The 18,649-nt window shown below is 70.3% G+C and carries 16 protein-coding genes and 1 pseudogene; 11 read left to right on the top strand and 6 right to left on the bottom strand.

The features are described from left to right. Nucleotides 1–4 precede the first annotated feature (4 nt). Entirely contained in the window at nt 5–1,069 is a 1,065-nt protein-coding gene (gene queG / locus ACQGNW_RS11390) for a tRNA epoxyqueuosine(34) reductase QueG (RefSeq protein ID WP_426663278.1), read from the bottom strand. Nucleotides 1,070–1,397: 328 nt separating this feature from the next. Here queG and ACQGNW_RS11395 point away from each other — a divergent pair, with 328 nt between their 5' ends. The 5 genes from ACQGNW_RS11395 (at nt 1,398) to ACQGNW_RS11415 (ending at nt 7,906) form a co-directional block, all read left to right on the top strand. Next, nucleotides 1,398–2,879 (top strand): NAD(P)H-hydrate dehydratase, encoded by a 1,482-nt coding sequence (locus tag ACQGNW_RS11395; RefSeq protein WP_426663279.1) that lies wholly within the window; start codon nt 1,398–1,400, stop codon nt 2,877–2,879. Continuing rightward, nucleotides 2,876–3,337 carry a tRNA (adenosine(37)-N6)-threonylcarbamoyltransferase complex ATPase subunit type 1 TsaE gene (gene tsaE, locus ACQGNW_RS11400; protein ID WP_426663280.1) on the top strand — a complete coding sequence of 154 codons (462 nt, stop codon included), beginning with the start codon at nt 2,876–2,878 and terminating at the stop codon, nt 3,335–3,337. The genes ACQGNW_RS11395 and tsaE overlap by 4 nt, the downstream gene beginning before the upstream one ends. 193 nt (nt 3,338–3,530) lie before the next feature. Then, complete coding sequence (locus ACQGNW_RS11405) at nt 3,531–5,048, top strand: N-acetylmuramoyl-L-alanine amidase (RefSeq protein ID WP_426663281.1); 1,518 nt, start codon at nt 3,531–3,533, stop codon at nt 5,046–5,048. A gap of 47 nt (nt 5,049–5,095) precedes the next feature. Beyond that, nucleotides 5,096–6,922 (top strand): DNA mismatch repair endonuclease MutL, encoded by a 1,827-nt coding sequence (mutL, locus tag ACQGNW_RS11410; protein WP_426663282.1) that lies wholly within the window; start codon nt 5,096–5,098, stop codon nt 6,920–6,922. Between the two features lie 63 nt (nt 6,923–6,985). Further along, nucleotides 6,986–7,906 carry a DUF1684 domain-containing protein gene (locus ACQGNW_RS11415; protein WP_426663284.1) on the top strand — a complete coding sequence of 307 codons (921 nt, stop codon included), beginning with the start codon at nt 6,986–6,988 and terminating at the stop codon, nt 7,904–7,906. 120 nt (nt 7,907–8,026) lie between these two features. Here the strand turns inward: ACQGNW_RS11415 and ACQGNW_RS11420 are convergent, their stop codons facing one another. Beyond that, nucleotides 8,027–8,809 (bottom strand): enoyl-CoA hydratase-related protein, encoded by a 783-nt coding sequence (locus ACQGNW_RS11420; protein WP_426663285.1) that lies wholly within the window; start codon nt 8,807–8,809, stop codon nt 8,027–8,029. Nucleotides 8,810–8,977: 168 nt separating this feature from the next. On the opposite strand from ACQGNW_RS11420, the gene bamJ reads away from it, so the two are divergent. The 4 genes and pseudogenes from bamJ (at nt 8,978) to ACQGNW_RS11440 (ending at nt 12,031) form a co-directional block, all read left to right on the top strand. Then, on the top strand, nt 8,978–9,721 hold the full coding sequence (gene bamJ, locus ACQGNW_RS11425; protein WP_426663286.1) for a BamJ family beta-barrel-assembly machinery protein: 744 nt from the start codon (nt 8,978–8,980) through the stop codon (nt 9,719–9,721). 21 nt (nt 9,722–9,742) lie between these two features. After that, nucleotides 9,743–10,533, top strand: a pseudogene (locus ACQGNW_RS11430) (CoA pyrophosphatase). Next, on the top strand, nt 10,530–11,378 hold the full coding sequence (locus ACQGNW_RS11435; protein ID WP_426663287.1) for a sulfurtransferase: 849 nt from the start codon (nt 10,530–10,532) through the stop codon (nt 11,376–11,378). Before ACQGNW_RS11430 ends, ACQGNW_RS11435 begins: the two are co-directional and overlap by 4 nt. A gap of 191 nt (nt 11,379–11,569) precedes the next feature. After that, complete coding sequence (locus ACQGNW_RS11440) at nt 11,570–12,031, top strand: hypothetical protein (RefSeq protein WP_426663288.1); 462 nt, start codon at nt 11,570–11,572, stop codon at nt 12,029–12,031. Between the two features lie 93 nt (nt 12,032–12,124). Here ACQGNW_RS11440 and ACQGNW_RS11445 read toward each other — a convergent pair whose 3' ends face one another. From ACQGNW_RS11445 to ACQGNW_RS11455, 3 genes are all read right to left on the bottom strand, one after another. Beyond that, complete coding sequence (locus ACQGNW_RS11445) at nt 12,125–12,880, bottom strand: enoyl-CoA hydratase/isomerase family protein (RefSeq protein WP_426663289.1); 756 nt, start codon at nt 12,878–12,880, stop codon at nt 12,125–12,127. 23 nt (nt 12,881–12,903) lie between these two features. Continuing rightward, entirely contained in the window at nt 12,904–14,373 is a 1,470-nt protein-coding gene (locus ACQGNW_RS11450) for a DUF4139 domain-containing protein (protein ID WP_426663290.1), read from the bottom strand. A gap of 111 nt (nt 14,374–14,484) precedes the next feature. Next, nucleotides 14,485–15,267, bottom strand: coding sequence for an IclR family transcriptional regulator (locus ACQGNW_RS11455; protein WP_426663292.1), 783 nt, complete (start codon nt 15,265–15,267; stop codon nt 14,485–14,487). A 188-nt stretch (nt 15,268–15,455) separates the two neighbouring features. On the opposite strand from ACQGNW_RS11455, the gene fucP reads away from it, so the two are divergent. Both fucP and ACQGNW_RS11465 read left to right on the top strand, forming a co-directional pair. Then, nucleotides 15,456–16,760, top strand: a complete 1,305-nt coding sequence (gene fucP / locus ACQGNW_RS11460) for an L-fucose:H+ symporter permease (RefSeq protein WP_426663293.1) — start codon at nt 15,456–15,458, stop codon at nt 16,758–16,760. Beyond that, nucleotides 16,760–17,143, top strand: a complete 384-nt coding sequence (locus tag ACQGNW_RS11465) for an L-rhamnose mutarotase (RefSeq protein WP_426663294.1) — start codon at nt 16,760–16,762, stop codon at nt 17,141–17,143. Before fucP ends, ACQGNW_RS11465 begins: the two co-directional genes overlap by 1 nt. An 89-nt stretch (nt 17,144–17,232) precedes the next feature. Here ACQGNW_RS11465 and ACQGNW_RS11470 read toward each other — a convergent pair whose 3' ends face one another. Beyond that, nucleotides 17,233–18,636: an alpha-L-fucosidase gene (locus ACQGNW_RS11470; protein WP_426663295.1), complete on the bottom strand. Its 1,404-nt coding sequence runs from the start codon at nt 18,634–18,636 to the stop codon at nt 17,233–17,235. Between the last annotated feature and the right edge of the window lie 13 nt (nt 18,637–18,649).

Below are 18,649 nucleotides of genomic sequence, written 5' to 3' on the forward strand. Positions count from 1 at the left end.
AGTTTCAAGCCGCCTGCCGCGCCAGTGCCCAGGCCACGTGCTCGCGCACGACGGGCGAGGGATGGCCGGCGCGGGCCTCGAGTGCCGCACGAACGGCCGCCGACTTCGGCGCGTTGCCCAGCGCCACCGCGATGTTGCGCAGCCAGCCCTCGTAGCCGGTGCGGCGGATCGCCATGCCCTCGGTGCGCTTCAGGAATTCTTCCTCGCTCCATGCGAACAGCTCGACGAGCTTTGCGCCGTCGAGGCTGTGGCGCGGCGCGAAGTCCGGCTCGGCGGCATCCTGCGCGAACTTGTTCCAGGGGCAGACCAGCTGGCAGTCGTCGCAGCCGAAGATGCGGTTGCCCATCGGTGCGCGCAGCTCCTCGGGAATCGAGCCCCTGAGCTCGATCGTGAGGTAGGAGATGCAGCGGCGCGCGTCCAGCCTGTACGGTCCGAGGATCGCCTGCGTCGGGCAGATGTCGATGCAGCGGGTGCAGCTGCCGCAATGCGCGCTGGCCGCTTCGTCCACCGGCAGCGGCAGGTCGGTGTACAGCTCGCCGAGGAAGAAGTACGAGCCGGCGCGGCGGTTGATCAGCACGGTGTGCTTGCCGATCCAGCCCAGCCCCGCGTTGCGCGCCAGCGCCTTCTCCAGCACCGGCGCGGAGTCGACGTAGGCGCGGTAGCCGAAATCGCCCGCCACGCCGTGGATGCGTTCGGCCAGCTTCTGCAGGCGGTTGCGCATCAGCTTGTGGTAGTCGCGGCCCAGCGCATAGCGCGACACGTAGCCGGCCTCGCCGTCGCGGATCACGTCCCACGCGTTGCGCGTGCCGGGCGGCACGTAATCCATGCGCACCGAGATCACCCGCTGCGTGCCCGGCTCCAGCTCGGCCGGGCGGGCGCGCTTGGCGCCGTGGCGCGCCATGTACTCCATCTCGCCGTGGTGGCCCGCCGCGAGGTAGGCCTCCAGGTGCCGCTCGTCCTCGCCCAGCTCGACCCCGCTGATGCCGGCGTCGGTGAAGCCCAGCTCGCGCGCCCACCGCTTGATGTCGCGGGCGAGGGTGGCGTAGTCGATGGCGGTGCGGGTGGGCATGTCCATATTGTAGGTGGGGGGCGCGTGGTGCATGGCGTGTGGCTGCCGCGGTTGATGCAGCGCCTGCGGTTCGTCGCAGGCGACAGGGCGGTTCGTCCGCCCAAGTCGGTGCCGGGCTTTCGAGCGGGCTCCTGCCCCTTTCGGTTTTTCGAACGGTGCGCGCCAGGAGCGCGCTGCCTTGCCAGGGACTCCCATGGCAAGGCAGCCGGCCGAAACCGCTTCGAATCCCGCGCATGCAGGTGCTGTGCCTGCGGCGGGCAACCGTGTTCGTGGAAGCTTCGGCCCGCCGTTGCAGCGCTGCGGAGCGGTGCATCCCTATAATCGCCACATGCCAACACCGTCCCACCGTCGCGAGCTCTACACCGTTGCCCAGGTGCGTGCGCTGGATCGCCGTGCGATCGATGAGCTGGGCGTGCCGGGTTTCGAGCTGATGCGCCGCGCGGCCTGGGCGGCACTGTCCAGCCTGCGGCGGCACTGGCCGCAGGCGCGGCGCATCGCGGTGCACTGCGGGCCCGGCAACAACGGCGGCGACGGCTTCCTGGTGGCGGCGCTGGCGCGCGAGGCTGGTTTGCAGGTGGAGGTGCTTGCGCTCGGCGATGCGTCCACGGGCGACGCCGGCCTGGCGCGGCAGGCGTGGCGGGATGGCGGGGGTGCCGTGCGGCTGTGGCAGCCCGATGAAGCCCTGCCCGAAGCCGACGTCCACGTCGATGCGCTGTACGGCACCGGCCTGCGTCGTGCGCCGGAGGCACCGGCGGCGGCGCTGATCGAAGCGATTCATGCCAGCGGCGTGCCGGTGCTGGCGCTGGACGTGCCCTCGGGACTGGATGCCGACACCGGCCAGGTGCCGGGCGCGGCGATCCGCGCCACGGTCACCGTGAGCTTCATTGCGGCCAAGCGCGGCCTGCATACCGGCCATGCCGTCGAGCACGTCGGGGCGCTGGAACTCGACGCGCTGGGCCTGCCCGAGACGTTGTGGCAGGACACGGCAGCCGATGCGCATCTGCTGCAAGCCACGCATCTGCCGCCGCGTGCGCGCGATGCGCACAAGGGCACGAACGGCCACGTGCTGGCGATCGGTGGCGAACACGGCATGGCCGGTGCAATCCGCCTGTGCGGCGAGGCAGCGCTGCGCGCCGGCGCGGGCCTGGTCAGCGTGGCCACGCGCGTTGAGCATCTGCTCGCGCTGAACGCCGCGCGGCCGGAATTGATGGCGCACGGCGTGGACGGTCCGCAGGCGCTGGAACCGCTGCTGGATCGCGCCGGAGTGCTGGCGCTGGGGCCGGGCCTGGGGCAGGGCGCGTGGAGCCACGCGTTGTGGCTCACCGCGCTGGACAGCGGCAAGCCGCTGGTGCTCGATGCCGACGGACTCAACCTGCTGGCACGCGAGCCGCGTCGCTTCACGCAGGCGGCCGTGCTGACGCCGCATCCCGGCGAGGCGGCGCGGCTGCTCGACAGCACCGTGGCCGAAGTGGAGGCGGATCGCTTCGCCGCGGCCCGCACGCTGGCGGCACGTTGCCGGGCCGTCGTGGTGCTGAAAGGCGCGGGCAGCCTGATCGCTGCGCCGGATGGCCGTCTGGACGTCTGTCCATGGGGCAATCCCGGCATGGCCACGGGCGGCATGGGCGATTTGCTCACGGGCGTCGTCGCAGCATTGCTGGCGCAGGGGTGCGATGCATGGCAGGCGGCCTGCCTGGGCGCGGGGTTGCACGCGCGCGCGGGCGATTGCGCGGCACGGCGCGGGGAGCGCGGCCTCGTCGCCAGCGACCTGCTGGCGCCGTTGCGTGCGCTTGGCAACGGGATCGACGCATGACCGCACGCATCTGGACGCTGGCCGACGAGGCCGCCACCCACGCGCTGGGCCGTCGCCTTGCCGCGGCGCTGAACGGCGGCGGCATGGTGATCTACCTGCACGGCGAGCTGGGCGCGGGCAAGACCACGCTCGCCCGCGCGCTGCTTGGCGCGCTCGAGGTGGGTGAGCGCATCAAGAGCCCGACCTACAGCCTGATCGAGGGCTACGAGGCGCAGGGCCGGCCGGCCTGGCACCTGGACCTGTACCGCATCGCCGATCCTGGCGAACTCGAGTGGCTGGGACTGGATGCGCTCTCCGACCCGGCGGCGCTGGTATTGGTGGAATGGCCCGAGCGCGGTCGGGGCGCCTTGCCCGCGGCCGATCTCACCCTGCAACTGGCGTATGCCGACGGCGGCCGGCAGGCAGGCCTGCAGGCGCATACCGCGCGGGGACGCGAACTGCTGGCGCGCCTGCACTGAAGCGTCCCGGCAAGCGTCGGTTTCCATTGGAAAAAATAGCAAGGGGCGCGGTGTGGCGCCGGGTCGCCGCCTTGCTTGCCATGGGCAACTTGCGCCCTCTATCTAGACCGGGTCTGACAAATGGTCTGCAGGTTATGGATATTCAAGGGAAAACTTCTTGCAATCCCCGGTTGCCTGCGATTCAATGCGCCTCATGCGGGGATACCTGAACAGGCTGGGTGGTGTGTTTGCCGTCGCGCTGGCGTCCGCGCTGGCGTCCGGCGGCGCGCGCGCGGCCGACGTCACGGCGGCCCGCGTCTGGGCCGACGCCAGCCATACCCGCCTGGTGTTCGACCTCAGCGGCAAGCCGGATTACCGCATCGATCGCGAGGACGACCAGGTGGTGGTGGACTTCGCGCACGGCGGGCTCGCGCCGGGTTTCGCCGGCCCCGCCGCACAAGGCCTGTACCGCGGCATGAGCCAGAGCCGGCAGGGCGATGGCCTGCGGCTTGCGGCAAAAACCGCCGCCGGCAGCAAGGTGCGCAGCTTCGTGCTCGCCCCGGCCGAGGGTGACCATTACCGGCTCGTGCTGGATCTCCTGCCAGGCAACGGCGGCGATGCGAACGCTGCGGCTGCGGCCGTCGCGGAACCGGCTGGCGCGCCGGCGACCGCGCCCCGCCAGGCCGCGGTCGCGCCGCTTCGCGGCCGCCATGGCGGCAAGGGCATCGGCGCCAGCCGCCAGATCACCGAGCAGGCCGCCGCGCTGCTGGACGGCCAGCGCAAGGTGGTGGTGTGCATCGACGCCGGCCACGGCGGGAAGGATCCGGGCTCGCACGGCCCGGACGGCACGCTGGAGAAGAACGTCACCCTGGCGGTGGCGCGCGACCTCGCGGCACAGATCAACAAGCAGCCGGGCATGAAGGCCATCCTTACCCGCGACGGCGACTACTTCATCCCGCTGGCGCGCCGCTACCAGATCGCGCGCGAGCACGACGCCGACCTGTTCGTCTCCATCCACGCCGACGCGTTCACCAGCGGCGATGCACGCGGCTCCTCGGTGTGGGTGCTGTCCTCGCGCGGCAAGAGCTCGGTGGCGGCGCGGATGCTGGCCGACCGCGAAAACAGCTCCGACCTGATCGGCGGCGTGTCGCTGGACGACATGAACGATGGCCTCGCCAAGGTGCTGTTGGACATGCAGCAGGGCTGGGCCGTGCAAGCCAGCGACGTGGTGGCCGGCAACGTGCTCAAGGCGCTGGCGCAGCTCGGCCCCACCCACCGCGGCTACGTGGAGCGTGCGAATTTCGTGGTGCTGCGCTCGCCCGACGTGCCCTCGATCCTGGTCGAGACTGCCTTCATCAGCAATCCGGCCGAGGAGCGCAAGCTGCGCGATCCCGGCCACCAGCAGGCGCTGGCCGAGGCGGTGATGAGCGGCGTGAAGAGCTACTTCGAATCGACCCCGCCGCCGGGCACCTGGTTCGCGGCGCAGGCCGCGCGGCGTAACGGCAGCGAGCTTGCCGCGGCCCGGCCGCGCGGGCCGGAGGCTGTCGCGCCCGACGCTGCGCCGGCGCCGGCCGACGCCGACGTGCGCGACCTGCATCGGGTGGGCGCGGGCGAGAGCCTGGGCAGCATTGCGCGGCAATACGGCATCAGCGTCGGCGCGCTGAAGAGCGCAAACCACATCGACGGCAACGTGGTGCGCGCCGGCACCGTGCTGGCGATCCCCGCGGGCTGACCGCCGCGCAGCGACGGCGCGGGCAACGCAACTGCTAAAGTGCACGGATGCCCGTCATCCGTCCGCTGCCTCCTGAACTCATCAACCAGATCGCCGCCGGCGAGGTGATCGAGCGCCCCTCGTCCGTGGTCAAGGAACTGGTCGAGAACAGCCTCGACGCCGGCGCCTCCCGTATCGAGGTGGACATCGAGCAGGGCGGCGCGCGGCTGATCCGCGTGCGCGACGACGGCGGCGGCATCGCGCCCGACGAGCTGCCGCTGGCGGTGGCCTCGCACGCCACCAGCAAGATCGGCAGCTTCGACGACCTGGAGCACGTCGCCAGCATGGGCTTCCGCGGCGAGGCGCTGGCCTCGGTGTCCTCGGTGGCGCGCTTCGCGCTCACCTCGCGCCAGCACGAGGCCGCAGCCGCGTTCCGGCTGGAAGTGGACGGCGGCAGGTTGCAGGCGGCGCGACCCGCGCAGCATCCACCGGGCACCAGCGTGGAAGTGCGCGACCTGTTCTACAACGTGCCCGCGCGCAAGAAGTTCATGCGCGCCGAGCGCACCGAGTTCGCGCACATCGACGACCTGCTGAAGTCGCTGGCGCTGGCGCGCGGTTCGGTGGAATTCCGTCTCAGCCACAACGGCAAACCGGTGCGCATCTGGAAGGCCGCGCGCGACGAACAGGCGCAGCTGCAGCGCGTGGCCGAGGTGCTGGGGGAGGAATTCCCTGCGCAGAGCCTGCGCGTGGACCACGCCGCCGCGGGCCTGCATCTCTCCGGCTGGGTGGGCCTGCCCACCGCCTCGCGCAGCCAGGCCGACCAGCAATACTTCTACGTCAACGGCCGGCTGGTGCGCGACCGCGTGGTGGCGCATGCCGTGCGCCAGGCCTATGCCGACGTGCTGTTCCACGGTCGCCACCCGGCCTTCGTGCTGTACCTCGAACTCGATCCGGCCGGCGTGGACGTCAACGTGCATCCCGCCAAGCACGAGGTGCGCTTCCGCGAGCAGCGGCTGGTGCACGATTTCCTGTTCCGCACCCTGCACGAAGCCTTGGCGCAGACGCGTGCCGGCCAGGTGGAGTCGCGCGCGCAGGCGGACGACGGCCGCCTGCACATCGGTACCGCGAGTGCTCCCGCACCTGGTCTGCCGGGCATCGCGCGCATGTCGTCGTGGCCGGTGCATGCCGAACAGAACCGGCTCGCGCTGGGCGTGCGCGACGAACCGCTGGCCGACTACGCCGCGCTGCTGGGCGAGCCGCCACGCACCGCGCCTGCCGCCGCGCCGATGCCTGCCGTGGAGGAGGGCGAGGCGCCGCCGCTGGGCTACGCCATCGCCCAGCTCAAGAGCATCTACATCCTCGCCGAGAATGCGCAGGGCCTGGTGCTGGTGGACATGCATGCCGCACACGAGCGCATCACCTACGAGAAGCTCAAGGCCGGCCGCGCCTGCAGCAATCTGCGCTCGCAGTTGCTGCTGGTGCCGCTCAACATCGCAGTGAGCGCCAGGGAAGCCGCTGCCGCGGAAGAGCATGCCGAGGCGCTGGCCGATTGGGGCCTGGAGCTGTCGCGCAGCGGTCCGTCGGGCGTGGTGGTGCGGCGCATTCCGGCCCTGCTGGAAGGCGCCGACGTGAGCCGGCTCACCCGCGACGTGCTGGCCGAGTTGGCGCAGCACGGCAGTTCGCGCCGGTTGCAGGAGCTGGAGAACGAACTGCTCTCCACCATGGCCTGCCACGGTTCGGTACGCGCGGGGCGGCGCCTGACGGTTCCCGAGATGAACGCGCTGCTGCGCGAGATGGAAGCCACCGAACGCTCCGGTCAGTGCAACCACGGGCGACCGACGTGGACGCAGCTTTCACTGTCCGAGCTGGACAGGTTGTTCATGCGTGGGCGCTAGCTGCTTGCCCGCTTCGCGTTTGGCCGTCCATACTCGGCCCTTCCATCGCCGCGGATCGTCCCCATGTCGCGAGTCGCCGCCTTCCTGTTTGCCCTGATTTCCGGAGTTGCCGCCGTGTCTGCCGCCGAAACACCGACCTACACCCATGAGATCGAGCAGTGGCGCGCAGCCCGCGTGGCGCGGCTCACCGCGCCGGATGGCTGGCTGAGCCTGATCGGGCTGGAGTGGCTGCGCGAGGGCACGAACCGCGTGGGCAGCGCGACCGACAACGACATCGTGCTGAAGGCCGGCCCCGCGCACCTGGGCACGGTGACGCTGGCAGCGGACGGCGCGACGAGCATCGCCCTGGCGAAGGACAGCGGCGCCACCGTCGACGGCAAGCCCGTCGCCGAAGCCGCACTGGTCGACGACATGCATGCCGCCGCGGGGGCCACGCCCACCACGGTGCGCTTCGGCAGCGCGAGTTTCTTCGTGATCGACCGCGACGGCCGCAAGGCGCTGCGCGTGAAGGACGCCGATGCCGAGGCGCGCCGCGATTTCGCCGGCATCGACTATTTTCCGATCGATGCGAGCTGGCGCATCGAGGCCGCATGGGTGCCCTTCGTGCCGGAACACGACCTCGAGATCGGCACGGCGATCGGCACCATCGACAAGGTGAAGGTGCCCGGCAAGGCGGTGTTCCAGCGCGACGGCCACACGTTCGAGCTGCTGCCCTACCAGGAGGAGCCGGGCGGCGAGCTGTTCTTCGTGATCGCCGACCAGACTTCCGGCAAGGAAACCTATGGCGCCGCGCGCTTCCTCTACGCCGCGTTGCCAGCCGCTGGCGTGGCCAAGCCGGGCAGGCTGGTGCTGGATTTCAACAAGGCCTACAACCCGCCCTGCGCGTTCACGCCGTTCGCCACCTGCCCGCTGGCGCCGCCGGAGAACCGCCTCGACATCGCGGTGACGGCGGGCGAGAAGAAGTACGCCGGCGGCCATCACTGAAAACTTCCTCTCCCGTTTGGGAAGAGGATCGGGGTGAGGGGCGGGTGCTCGCGAAATGGCCTCGATGGAAGCCTGCTGCGGGCATGTCCCCTCGCCCCAGCCCGGAAGGGGGAGCGAAGATCAGGCGCCCTTGAACGCCGGCTTGCGCTTCTCCAGGAACGCGCTGGTGCCTTCGCGCATGTCCGCGGTGGAGAACATCAGCGCGAACCCCTGGGTCTCGAATTCCAGCCCCTGGTCGAGCGCAGCCTCGCCGCCTTGCAGCACCGCATCGAGGATGCCGGCGGCAGCCAGCGGCGCGGCGGCGGCGAGCTGGTCGGCGAGTGCGTCGACGGTTTCGTCCAGTGCCTCGGGCGCCACCACGCGGTTGACGATGCCCAGCTCGTACGCGCGCTGCGCATTGACGGTCGCGCCGGTGAGGCACAGTTCCAGCGCGGCACTGCGGCCGGCCAGGCGCAGCAGGCGCTGGGTGCCGCCGAAGCCGGGGATCAGGCCGAGGTTGATCTCGGGCTGGCCGAATTTCGCCTTCTCGCTGGCCACGCGCAGATGGCAGGCCATCGCCAGCTCCATGCCGCCGCCCAGCGCGAAGCCCTGGATGCGCGCGACCACCGGCTTGCCCAGCCGCTCGATGCCGGTCATCAGGCGCTGGCCGGCGCGCGAGAAGCCCTGCGCCTGCACCGGCGTGTAGCCGTTCATTTCGGCGATGTCGGCGCCGGCCACGAAGGCCTTCTCGCCCGCGCCGGCCAGCACCACCGCGCGTACGGCGTCGTCCTGTGCGGCCTGGGCGAAGGCGATGGTCAGCTCGTTGAGCGTGTCGCGGTTCAGCGCGTTGAGCTTGTCGGGGCGGTTCACCGTGATGGTGCGCACCGCGCCGCGGTTGCCGATGTCGAGGTTGCGATAGGCCATGCCGGGAACTCCCACTGTGCCGAAACGCGAATGGTAGCGCGGGAACCTTTGTCGCCGCCGGGTTTCTCATGCGTGGGCGCTGCAGGCGTGGTGCGAAACGCTTACGATGTGGCATCCCGGAGCAGCCGCGGCGTGCGGCACGAGGCAAGAGTCGCGATGGAGAACGGCATGACACGACTGCGTTGGCTGCTGCCCTGCCTGCTGCTGGTCGGCGCGGCGCATGCGCAGACCCGTCCGCAGCCGCCGGCCCCGGTGAAGCTGGACAAGGCCAAGCTCTCCTACGCGATCGGCTACCAGATCGGCAGCCAGTTCGTGGACGGTCGCAACCAGGCCGGCATCCCGGAGATCGACATCGCCACGCTGCAGCGTGCGATCCAGGACGCCTACAACAAGCGCCCGCCGACGGTGTCGATGCAGGCAATGCACCAGCAGCTGAGCGCCTTCAACCAGCAGTTGCGCACCGACGCGCAGGCGGAGTTCGAGCAACTGGCGCAAGCCAACGCGCGCAAGAGCGCCGAATTCATGGCGCGCAACGCCAGGCAGCCCGGCGTGATCCAGCTGCCTTCCGGCATCCAGTATTCCGTGCTGAAGCGCGGCGATGGCACGGTGAGTCCCACGGTCACCAGCACGGTGGTGGTGAACTACCGCGGCATGCTGGTGGACGGCACCGAGTTCGACAGCACCTGGGCGCACGGCGCGCCGGTGAGCTTCACCGTCGACCACGTGATCCCGGGCTGGCGCGACGTGATCCCCCGCATGCACGTTGGCGACCGCTGGAAGGTGGTGATCCCGCCGCAGCTGGCCTATGGCAGGGAAGGTGCGCTGCCGCGCATCGGTCCCAACGAGGCGCTGGTGTTCGAGATCGAACTGCTGGCGATCAAGCCGCCCACGCCGGCCCAGGCTTCGCGCTGAGGGCGCATCGCGCCTGCTAAAATGGCGGGGATGTCGAACGAGCTTCCCTCTGCACCATTGTCCCCGGCCACGCCGTGCATCGGCGTCTGCCGGCTGGACTCCCGGGGCTACTGCGTCGGCTGCCGCCGCACGATCGAGGAGATAGGCCGCTGGGGCAGCATGGCCGAGGCGGAGCGCCTGCGCGTGATGCGCGACGTACTGCCCGCGCGCGGCCACCGATGAACGACGAGTTGCTGCGGGCCTTGTGGCCGCTGTCCGTGCCGCCCACCGCGCCGGGCTGGAACCATGCCGACATCACCGAGCTGCTCGGCAACACGCGGCGCCGGCCTGCGGCGGTGCTGCTGGCCTTGCGCGAGGGCGTGCAACCGCGGCTGGTGCTCACCGTGCGCACCGATCACCTGCAGTCGCATGCGGGGCAGGTGGCGTTTCCCGGCGGCGGCACTGACCCGGCCGATGCCGACCCGCTGGCCACCGCGCTGCGCGAGAGCGAGGAGGAGATCGGGCTCGACCGGTCGCTGGTGACGCCGCTGGGCTACCTTGACAACTTCGAGACGATCAGCGGCTACCGCATCACGCCGGTGGTGGCGCGCATCGCGGCCGACGCGCGGCTGCGCCCCGCGCCCGCGGAAGTGGCCGAGGTGTTCGAGGTGCCGCTGGCGTTCTTCCTTGAGCCGGCCAACCTGCGGCGCTATGTCATGGAATACCGCGGTCACCGGCGCGACATGGTGGAATTCGTGCACGGCGGACACCGCATCTGGGGCGCCACCGCGGCGATCCTGCTCAACCTGCTGAAGAGGATGGGACGCGCATGAAGACCACGCTGATCGCGGCCGCCGAACTGGCCGCCCTGCCGCCAGCCGAAGTGCTGATCGTCGACTGCCGCAAGGATCTCGCCGATCCGGCGCAGGGCCGGCGGGATTACCTGGCCGGCCATGTCCCCGGTGCGGTGTACGCCGAGCTCGATACGGACCTCTCCGATCTTTCGCTGCAGTCGCAGGGATTGGGCCGGCATCCGCTGCCTTCCGCCGCGGCGTTCGCCGCCGTGCTCGGTCGCTGGGGCTGGCGACCGGGTCTGCAGGTGGTGGCCTACGACGCCGCCAACGGTGCACTGGCCGCCGCCAGGCTGTGGTGGCTGCTGCGCTACGCCGGCGAGCGCGCCGCGGCAGTGCTCGATGGCGGTTTTGCCGCGTGGCAGGCGGCCGGCCTGCCGGTGGAAACCGCGCTGCCCCGGCGTGCGGCGACCACGGTGACGGTACGGTTCGACCCTGCCCGGGTGGTGCTCGATCACGCCGCGCTGCACGCCGTTCCCGCGCCGCTGCTGCTCGACGCGCGCGCGGCGCCGCGCTACCGCGGCGACAGCGAGCCGCTCGATCCCGTTGCCGGCCACGTGCCCGGCGCGTTGAACCGCCCGTTCGCCGACAACCTCGCCGCCGACGGCCGCTTCAAGGGCGCGGCGGAGCTGAAGGCCGAGTTCCTCGCGCTGCTCGGCACGCGCGCGCCATCCGACGTCGTGCACATGTGCGGCTCCGGTGTCACCGCCTGCCACAACCTGCTGGCGATGGAACACGCCGGCCTCGCCGGTTCGCGCCTGTACGCGCCATCGTGGAGCGGCTGGGTGAGCGATCGCTCGCGGCCGGCGGCGACGGGCGAAGGGTGACCGTCGCGCCGGGCTTCGGCCGCAGGCCCCCCGCTTGATCCGGTTCCTGGTGCGCCTTGCGCCCGCCACCCCGCGAGTCTAGGCTCGACGAGGCGGCGGCCTGCCGGTGGTTTCCGGCACGCCGGCGGGACACGCCATACGCCGCCCGACTTGCGCCGAACCAGTCAAAGGAGGGAATACGGATGAAAGGCATGATGGCCGTCTGTGCATTGTTCGTTCTGGCTTCTCCAGTGCTCCACGCGCAACACAGCAGCAGCGGCGAGCAGCCGAATCGGCAGTCCAACCAGCAATTCCGGGAAAACCGGAGTCGTGCGGCGCAGGCAGCGAGCATGGAGCTCTATCGGGTCAACGAACGGAAATCGGTCGAATCCGTGGCGGCCCAGGCCAAGATCCGGGTCAAGCTCGCGGAAGCCTGGCAGGCCCTGGGCATGTCCCCGCAGGGGGCGAAGCTAGTGGCCGATGCTTTCCACACGGAGCATTCGGGCCGCTTCGTGCCGGCCTCCCTGGAGGGCAAGAGCGAGGACGAGGTGGCCGCGATGCTGCGCGACGCGCTGTCCAGGAAGAACTACCTGCTGGCCGATCAGCTGCTGATCCAGTACGAACAGGCCAGGCTGTCGTTCCCCGCATCCACGGCGCCCAGCGGTATACGCTGATGATGATGGACTGCGGCGCCGGCAACGGGCGCCGCAGTCCCGCCGGCCGCTCGATCGTTGCTCGGGCCCACGGGCGCGACGCCCGCCCGGAACTTACCCCTTGCCCTTGAGCCTGGCTACCAGCGCCTGCAGCGTGGCTTGCGTCTGCGGGTGGAAATAGCCCGCGAGGAAATCGTCCAGCGGCAGGGCGTCGACATCGGCGAAGGTGGCGGCTAGATCGGCGCGGGCGAGGCGGCGGGTGGCGAGCATGGCATGCGATGGCAAAGCCAGCAGTTCTCCCATCCAGTGCAGGGCGCGGGTCACCACCTGGTCGATGCCCGTGGCTTCGTCGATGAAGCCGCAGGCCAGCGCTTCCTGCGCGTCGACCATCGCGCCGGCGACCAGCAGGCGCTCGGCGCGCCAGGCGCCCACTACCCGGCGCATCGCGAGCTGGATGCAATCGGGCACGGTGAGGCCGACCTGTACCTCGTTGAGGCCGATCTTGTACGGGCCCTGCGCCATCACGCGGTAGTCGCACATCAGCGCCAGCACGGCGCCGCCGGCGGGGCTGTGGCCGGTGATCGCGGCAGCCAGCGGCACCGGTGAGCAGGCCAGTGCGGCGCCGGTGGCGAAGAACTCGCGCCAGTACGCACGCGCGCCGGCGCGATCCATCTGCAGCAGGGCGGGCACGTCCACGCCGGCGGAGAACATGCCGGGCACGCCGGACAGCACGATGCCGCGCGCACCGCCCGCGATCGCATCGGCCAGAGCGGTGCGGAGCGCGTGCAGCAGCTCCAGGTTCAGCGCATTGACCGGCGGGCGCGCCAGCCTGAACTCGGCGATGGCCTCGTGCTGGATGACTTCGAGCATGGAAGCTTTCCTCGGGTGTCGGTTTACGGTTGCGGGTGCTGGTCCGCGCTCCAGCTGTAGCGCACCGCATAGTCCAGCACGGCCTTGCCGCTGGCGGGTACGTTCACGCGGAACTCCAGCGTGTCGGCGGTCTGTCGGCTCGGCTTCTGGCTGGACGAGGCCAGCTTCCACTCGCGCCAGCGGTTGGGATGTTCGCGCACGGTGACGGTGCGCGCGCTGTCGCCGGCGTTGCTGAGCGTGATGCGGAATGCCTCGTCCAGGGTGCGGTCGGCCTGGTCCACGTGGAAGGCGGTGCGCTCGCGTTCGGCGCGCAGGTCGAACGCGCTGCCCAGGGTGATGGTGGCGTCGCTGCCTTTGGGGGTGTCCTCGATGCGGCCTTCGCCGATGAACTGCGGCACGCCGTGGCGGTCGAGCGCGAGCACGCGCAGGTAACCGGCGGGCAGGCTGTCGAAGGCGGTGAGCTTGAGCATGCCGACGATGCCGCCGGTGCCCGATCCGCCGTTGAAGTCGCGGCCCAGCATCGGCTGCGGCGGCAGCCATGTGCCGCCGTTCTCGTAGAGATCGGTGCGTTCGCAGCCCATGGTGCGCGCGGCGTACAACGGCACCTGGCTGACGCTGCCGTCGGGCAGGTCCACCGGCGCGGGCAGCGTGTAGCTGCGGTAGTTGTCCATCTGCGCCTGCTCCGGCAGCGGTGCGGTGGCATACGCCTTGGCGTTCGCCATCGCCATCACCGGGCGCGGGCCGGAGGTCTTGGCAAAGCTCGGTGCGCCGGCGATCAAGGTGAGCCTGGCGTCGCGCCAGTCGCGGCCGCTGCGGTTGGCGATGCTGGCGCGTGACTCGAACCGCATGCTGCAGGCCGCGCCGGGCTGCAGTGTGGCCACGTAGGCGGCGCGCCAGCCGAGACCCGCGGTGGGGTAGCTGAGCACGGCCTCGCTATGGCCGCCGCGTGCGGCGTCGATGCGCAGGCGCAGGCTGGAACCGCCGGGAAAGCCGCCGCCACCGGCGCGCACCGCTGCGTACTGGCGCACCAGGGTGGTACCCAGCGTGCCGCGCACCAGCAGGCCATCGCCGGCGCGCAGCAGGGTGCCCTGGGCCAGCGTCTCGCCGTTGCTCCCCAGCACGGTGATGTCCTGGCCGACCAGGCCGGTCAGCGCAGCATTGCTGCCCTGGCCCAGCAGCAGGCGTTGCGAAACCACCCTGGCGTTGCCGTCGGGAAAGCCCAGCGCCAGCGCCTCGGCATCGAGATGGTCAGGCAGGTCACCCAGGGTGACGTCCTGCAGGCCGGGCTTGAGCGTGAGCGGGCGTTGCTCGCGGATCACCGCGTAGCCGTCGTCGACATTGCTGTCGCCGCTGCTCGCATACAGCGCGGCGCTGTCGCTGCGGTACAGCGTGACGTCGGCACCGGCGGCGGGCGTCGCCGCGATGGCGGGCGCGGCGAGGGCGAGCCCGGCGAGGCAGGCAAGCGCGAGGGAGGACCGGGCAGGCTGGTTCATGGTGGAGCTCCTTGTGGATGCAGGGGGGGGCGGCAGTCGGGAACGGTCCTTGGTGTCGACCGGGTGGCTGGTGATGGGTTCCAGTCGCGCGTGTCGGCGTCCCGCGTCCGCTCAGCGTCGCTGCGTGACGGTGCCGTACTGCAGGATGTCGGATATCTCGGTCGTGGCCCTGCACAGCGCCTCGATGGTGCGTTGCCGCGTCTGCGACGAGGCACGCTGCTCGATGAACGGCACGGTGAGCGCGCATACGGCGCGTCCGTGATGGAGCACCGGGGCCGAGATGTCAGTGACCGCATCCACTACGTGGCTGCGCGCGCAGGCATAGCCCTGGCTGCGCACCTGCGCCAACTGGCGGGTCAGCTTTCTGCGGTCGAGGTCGGCCTCCTGGCTGGCGATGATGTCGAACCAGTGCTCGCGCATCTGCTCATCCTGGAAGGCGAGCAGCACGTGGCCGGAGGTGGCCTGGGACATCGGGCGGCGGTGGCCGATGCGCACCACGAGAGCGATCTCGCCTGGCGGATCGGCGCGGGCGATCACCACGATCTGGTCGCGCGAGGGCACCACCAGGTGGCAGGCCTGCTCGGTGGTCTCGGCGAGTCGGTGCATCACCGGCAGGGCCGCCTCGATGGCGCTTTTCACCGGTGGCTGCTCCATCGCCAGGCGGAACAGTCGCGGGGTGATGCAGTAGCTGCCGTCGCCTTCGGCGCGCGCGAGGTAGTCGCGCTCCTCCAGCACCTGCAGCATGCGGAAGATCTCGCCGCGCGAGCGGCCTACACCCTCGGAGATCTCCACGATGCTCAGCGGCTTGCGGGCGCTGGCCAGCAGTTCGAGGATGTCCAGGCCCTTGTCGAGCGCGGGGGCACGGTATTTGGAAGCGGGAGTAGGTTTCGGCATGGCATCCCTAGCTTGCCGCATGCGATGGGTGATCGTCATGTGAGGCGCTGGCCGTACGGCATGTTGCAGCGCGCCTTGTTATGCTGGTGAATAACTGTTTCATATTTGCACCAGTCGCGCGAGCCATTCGCGGGCACGCATCGCCAGACGCCGACGCCACGCAAAAAAGAGGGGTGGATGTGCAAGTGATGACGGAATCCCCGGCAACGGCCGTTGCCGCCGTACCGAAAGGCGTCCAGCGCTGGCTGCCGCTGTTCCTGATCGTCGGCCTGTTCTTCCTGTGGGGCGCCGCGAACAACCTCAACGATGTGCTGATCGCGCAGTTCAAGATGGCCTTCGTGCTGAACGACTTCGAGGCCGGCCTGGTGCAGAGCGCGTTCTACCTCGGTTACTTCCTGGTGGCGATGCCAGCGGCGATGTTCATGCGCCGCTTCGGCTACAAGGAGGCGGTGGTGGTGGGCCTGGTGCTGTACGGCGTGGGCGCGCTGCTGTTCTGGCCTGCGGCGCAGCTGCGCACCTACGGCATGTTCCTGTTCGCGCTGTTCGTGATTGCCGCCGGGCTGGCTTTCCTGGAAACCTCGGCCAACCCGCTGATGACCGTGCTGGGGCCACGCGAGGGCGCAGCGCGCCGGCTCAACTTCGCGCAGGCGTTCAACCCGCTGGGCTCGATCGCCGGCGTGCTGATCGGCAAGCATTTCATCCTGGGGGGTGTGGAACACACGCCACAGCAGCTGGCCACGATGGGTGCTGCCGAGCGCACCGCGTACTACGCGGCGGCGACACACGCGGTGCAAGGCCCCTACCTGTGCATCGGCCTGGTGGTGCTGGCCTGGGCGGTGCTGGTGCTCGTGATGCGCTTCCCCGCGGTGGCAGCGCCGCACGTGCTGACCGCGCGCGCCACCGGGCGCGACGGCGCGCTGACCCGGCTGCTGCGCGACCGGAATTTCACGAGCGCCATGGCGGCGCAGTTCTTCTATGTGGGCGCGCAGGTCGGGGTGTGGAGCTACACCATCCGCTACGTGCAGGCGACGGTGCCCGGCACCTCGGCGCATGCGGCGGCGAACTTCATCCTTGCCGCGCTGGTGTGCTTCATGGCGGGCCGCTTCGTGGGCACGGCGCTGATGAAGTATCTGGCGCCGGTACGCCTGCTGCTGGCGTTCGCCGCGATCAACGCGGTGCTCACCCTGTACGCGCTGCTGTATCCGGGCATGAGCGGCGCCTTCGCGCTGGTGGCCTGCAGTTTCTTCATGTCGGTGATGTACCCGACCATCTTCGCGCTGGGCGTGGAGGGCATGGACGACGACGAGCGCAAGCTGGGGTCGGCCCTGCTGGTGATGACCATCATCGGCGGCGCGGTGCTCACCGCGGCGATGGGGGCGGTGTCCGATCTTGCCGGCATCGCGCGCGCGCTGAGCGTGCCGGCGCTGAGCTTCGTCGTGGTGATGGGGTTCGCCTGGCGGCGCCTGCCGCGCGCGGGCGGAGCGGGCGCCTGATGCCGCGCCTCTACTACGCCCTCGACCTGCGCGACGACCCGGCAGCCATTGCCGAGTACGAAAACTGGCACCGGCCCGGTGTGGTCTGGCCGGAAATCGTCGCCTCGATCCGCGCCGCGGGCATCGAGGACATGGAGATCTTCCGCACCGGCAACCGGCTGGTGATGGTCATGCAGGTGCCCGACGGCTACGACAGTGCGGGCAAGCAGGCCGCCGATGCGGCCGATCCGCGGGTGCAGGCGTGGGAGCGGCTGATGGATCGCTACCAGCAGCGCCTGCCCTGGGCGCGGCCCGGCGAGAAATGGGTGCCGATGCGCGGGATCTTTTCGCTCAGGGAGGCGCTGGCCGCCAGCACCGTGGCGGGGCGGGGCGAACGCCAGTAGGGCGGGGCGCCTTCGCGGCCGGGTCAGTTCGATCGCGTGGTCGCCCGCGCCGCCGTGATCGGCGGACGCAGGTGACAAGGGTGACGCCTTCAACCCTTGGTCGTGATGACCAGCACCGTGTCGATCGGGTCGAGCGGCCTGGCGGGCAGCTGCACGTCGAGTTGCGCGCCGTGCTGCGTGAACTTGAGCGGCGCGTGCTGCGGATCGGCCAGCAGGTAGGCGCCGGTGGCGTGGACGTTCGCGTCGGCGACGTGGAACGAACTTCCCGGCCATTCGAGCAGGTGGACGTAGACCTTGCCGGGCCGGCTCGTGGCGCGCCAATCCCAGACGGGCACCCACGCGGGCTTGCCGTCGGCATCCTTCTGCGTGGCCGAGTAGCTGCCGTGCGGATCGGCGAACGGCGTGGGGCCGGTGCCGTAGATCGATTCGCCGTTGACCTTCAGCCACTGGCCGATCGCGCGCAGGCGCTTAGCCTCGGGCGCCGGGATCACGCCGTGCGAATCGGGCCCGACGTTGAGCAGGTAGTTGCCGCCCTTGCTGGCGATGTCGACCAGGTTGCGCAGCAGCACGGTGGTCGACTTGAAGTTGGTGTCGCCCGACTTGTAGCCCCAGGTGTCGTTGATCGTCATGCAGGTTTCCCAGTCCTTGCCGGGAAAGCCCTGCGGAGGGATGTGCTGCTCGGGCGTCTCGGTGTCGCCTTCGTAGCCGCCGCCCAGCCGGTTGTTCCAGATCAGCTGCGGATACTGGTCGAGCAGCTTCACGATTTCCGAGGCGAGCTGCGGCGTCATCTCGCTGGTGGGCGTGTCGAACCACAGCACGGCCGGGTGGTACTTCGCCAGCAGTTCCTTGATCTGCGGGATCGCCTTGGTGTGCAGGTAGGTGGCGAAGTCGCCGTCCTGTGCCTTGTCCCAGTGGCCGCCGATCGCGGCGCCGCCGGGCGCGGTCCAGTCCTGGTCCTGCGAGTAGTAGACGCCGAACTTGATGCCCTGCCGCTCCGCCTCGTCGGCCAGTTCGCGCAGCGGGTCGTGCCTGAACGGCGTGGCGTCGACGATGTTGAACGCGTTCGCCTTCGAGTCGAACATCGCGAAGCCGTCGTGGTGCTTGGCGGTGATCACGATGTACTTCATGCCCGCGGCCCTGGCCAGCGACACCCAGGCGTGGGCGTCGAACCGCGTCGGGTCGAACTTCGCAGGCAACTGCTTGTACTCGGCCACCGGGATGCGTGCCTCGTGCATGATCCATTCGCCTGCGCCGTCGACCGGCTTGCCATGCCACACCCCGGCCGGCACCGAGTACACGCCCCAGTGGATGAACATGCCGTAGCGCGCCGCGCGCCACCAGGCCATGCGCGCGTCGCGCTGCGCCGGGGTTTCGGTGTCCTGGATGGCAGCGACCGGATGCGCGCCGGTGTTAGCCGGCGTCGCGGCGTGTGCCATGGCGCAGGCGGAGACGAGCGCGCAGGCGAGTGCGGATTTCACGAGGCGGTAAGGCATGTTCATCATGCTG

Source organism: Rhodanobacter aciditrophus (assembly GCF_050026795.1).
Taxonomy (GTDB): domain Bacteria; phylum Pseudomonadota; class Gammaproteobacteria; order Xanthomonadales; family Rhodanobacteraceae; genus Rhodanobacter_A.

Bases quoted from the DNA above. Each gene is read 5' to 3' on its own strand.
- ACQGNW_RS11440 (WP_426663288.1), top strand. From the start codon at position 11,570: ATGATGGCCGTCTGTGCATTGTTCGTTCTGGCTTCTCCAGTGCTCCAC.
- mutL (WP_426663282.1), top strand. From the start codon at position 5,096: ATGCCCGTCATCCGTCCGCTGCCTCCTGAACTCATCAACCAGATCGCC.
- fucP (WP_426663293.1), top strand. From the start codon at position 15,456: ATGACGGAATCCCCGGCAACGGCCGTTGCCGCCGTACCGAAAGGCGTC.
- queG (WP_426663278.1), bottom strand. From the start codon at position 1,069: ATGCCCACCCGCACCGCCATCGACTACGCCACCCTCGCCCGCGACATC.
- ACQGNW_RS11465 (WP_426663294.1), top strand. From the start codon at position 16,760: ATGCCGCGCCTCTACTACGCCCTCGACCTGCGCGACGACCCGGCAGCC.
- ACQGNW_RS11470 (WP_426663295.1), bottom strand. From the start codon at position 18,636: ATGCCTTACCGCCTCGTGAAATCCGCACTCGCCTGCGCGCTCGTCTCC.
- ACQGNW_RS11420 (WP_426663285.1), bottom strand. From the start codon at position 8,809: ATGGCCTATCGCAACCTCGACATCGGCAACCGCGGCGCGGTGCGCACC.
- ACQGNW_RS11435 (WP_426663287.1), top strand. From the start codon at position 10,530: ATGAAGACCACGCTGATCGCGGCCGCCGAACTGGCCGCCCTGCCGCCA.
- ACQGNW_RS11415 (WP_426663284.1), top strand. From the start codon at position 6,986: ATGTCGCGAGTCGCCGCCTTCCTGTTTGCCCTGATTTCCGGAGTTGCC.
- tsaE (WP_426663280.1), top strand. From the start codon at position 2,876: ATGACCGCACGCATCTGGACGCTGGCCGACGAGGCCGCCACCCACGCG.
- ACQGNW_RS11450 (WP_426663290.1), bottom strand. From the start codon at position 14,373: ATGAACCAGCCTGCCCGGTCCTCCCTCGCGCTTGCCTGCCTCGCCGGG.
- ACQGNW_RS11395 (WP_426663279.1), top strand. From the start codon at position 1,398: ATGCCAACACCGTCCCACCGTCGCGAGCTCTACACCGTTGCCCAGGTG.
- ACQGNW_RS11405 (WP_426663281.1), top strand. From the start codon at position 3,531: ATGCGGGGATACCTGAACAGGCTGGGTGGTGTGTTTGCCGTCGCGCTG.
- bamJ (WP_426663286.1), top strand. From the start codon at position 8,978: ATGACACGACTGCGTTGGCTGCTGCCCTGCCTGCTGCTGGTCGGCGCG.
- ACQGNW_RS11445 (WP_426663289.1), bottom strand. From the start codon at position 12,880: ATGCTCGAAGTCATCCAGCACGAGGCCATCGCCGAGTTCAGGCTGGCG.
- ACQGNW_RS11455 (WP_426663292.1), bottom strand. From the start codon at position 15,267: ATGCCGAAACCTACTCCCGCTTCCAAATACCGTGCCCCCGCGCTCGAC.